Genomic DNA, 1,475 nt, shown 5'->3' on the forward strand with positions numbered 1-1,475 from the left:
TAAAATTTGCAATTTAAATAATTGTGATAAATACAATTTTATAATTTTCTAGTCTATATATTCTATCAAAGTATCTGTTTAATTTTACATCATCAAAACTTTAGTACTTAAGATAATTTTCATTGGTTATTTAATGATTTTCCCATTTATATTTTATTACATTATTTTCAACATATACCCTTTTCTTCTTTGTTTTTTGATATTCGTAGATATTTAAATTTAAATACTAAAAATTTAGATATATTGATTTATTCGATAAGTTTTGCATTATATTTAAAAACGTAAATAAAACAAAGTCTTTATCTTTCAAATTTGCTTCTTTATGCAAAATAAAATTAAAGTCTATAAATCATCTTTTATTTGATTTAATATGATTTTTAAGCTTATTGTAGTTTTTATTTTATAAGACAAATTTAAAAAATTATAATTTAATATATATAAAACTATAAGAGTTTTTAGGACTTTTTAATACTTTTGCTAAGCCAAGCTTTGCAGAACTTTTATCCCCTAAAGTAAAGCCCATTTTTTTATTATATTTAATTTTTAAATATAAATCTGTATCAAATTCATTATTGGTTAAAAAAATGATACTTTCTTTTAGTTCTTGATGAAATTTTTTTCCTGGGAAAAAATTTAAAGCTTGTTCGTATTCTATATTTTTTATATAAACAGCTATTTTACTATTATAAGATGTAATTTTTTCTCCTAGAATGAAATTATTTCCTAAAATATTATTTTTAAAACCTAATTTATTTTTTTCATATGATGGAATTATAATTTGATGAGGAATATTTTCTATAATGCTTATTTTATTATATAAATTAAAATTATTCTCTAAAGCTTTTTCAATATAATATTTTGGGCGTCTAAAACTTAAGAGTAAAGGAGCGAATTGTAAGTATTTTTTGGCAATATTATTGTTTTCAATTCCAAGCAAAGAGAATAGTACTTTAGATAAAGTATCACTAAAATCTTCCTTAAAAGATCTTGCATAATTTCTTAAATTTTTACTTTCAAAAAATAGCCATAATATATAATGATTAAAGAAATCAAAAAATAAGGTCCATTCTGAGCTATTTTGGCTTCTTGATAGTTTATCTAACATATAGCTTGGTAATTGAGAGGTGCTTCCTTGCAATCCCATAAAATTAACTATTATTTCAATTAAAACTTGTTGATTTTTTTTATTAAATTTAATAGCTTCAATTTCTTTATTAGGATGCTTTAAACTAGGATTTGCTCTTAAGAAAATATCTTTTTTATTATAAGTTTTAAGGAGTTTTCTAATTGCACTATAAAACTCACACCCTAAAAACTCATCTCTCACATCAACTCCTTATTACCATTTACAATAGGATAAGTAAAAATATCTTCACTTTTTAAACATTTGATTTTTAATTTAAAAAAAGAATTAATACTTGTAAAAGAACTAAAGAATTTAGATAAAACTAAACCTAATCTATAAATATCCCCTA

Annotated in this window: 2 protein-coding genes; both read right to left on the reverse strand. The window is 20.8% G+C overall.

The annotated features are described in order from the left end of the window. Positions 1–421: 421 nt before the first annotated feature. Entirely contained in the window at positions 422–1,327 is a 906-nt protein-coding gene (gene tssG, locus GQV94_RS07555; RefSeq protein WP_200170435.1) for a type VI secretion system baseplate subunit TssG, read from the reverse strand. Continuing rightward, entirely contained in the window at positions 1,324–1,467 is a 144-nt protein-coding gene (locus GQV94_RS07560) for a type VI secretion system baseplate subunit TssF (protein ID WP_325099664.1), read from the reverse strand. The genes tssG and GQV94_RS07560 overlap by 4 nt, the downstream gene beginning before the upstream one ends. Positions 1,468–1,475 lie beyond the last annotated feature (8 nt).

Origin of the sequence: Campylobacter sp. TTU_617 (assembly GCF_016599045.1) — a bacterium.
In the GTDB taxonomy this organism is placed as follows: domain Bacteria; phylum Campylobacterota; class Campylobacteria; order Campylobacterales; family Campylobacteraceae; genus Campylobacter_D.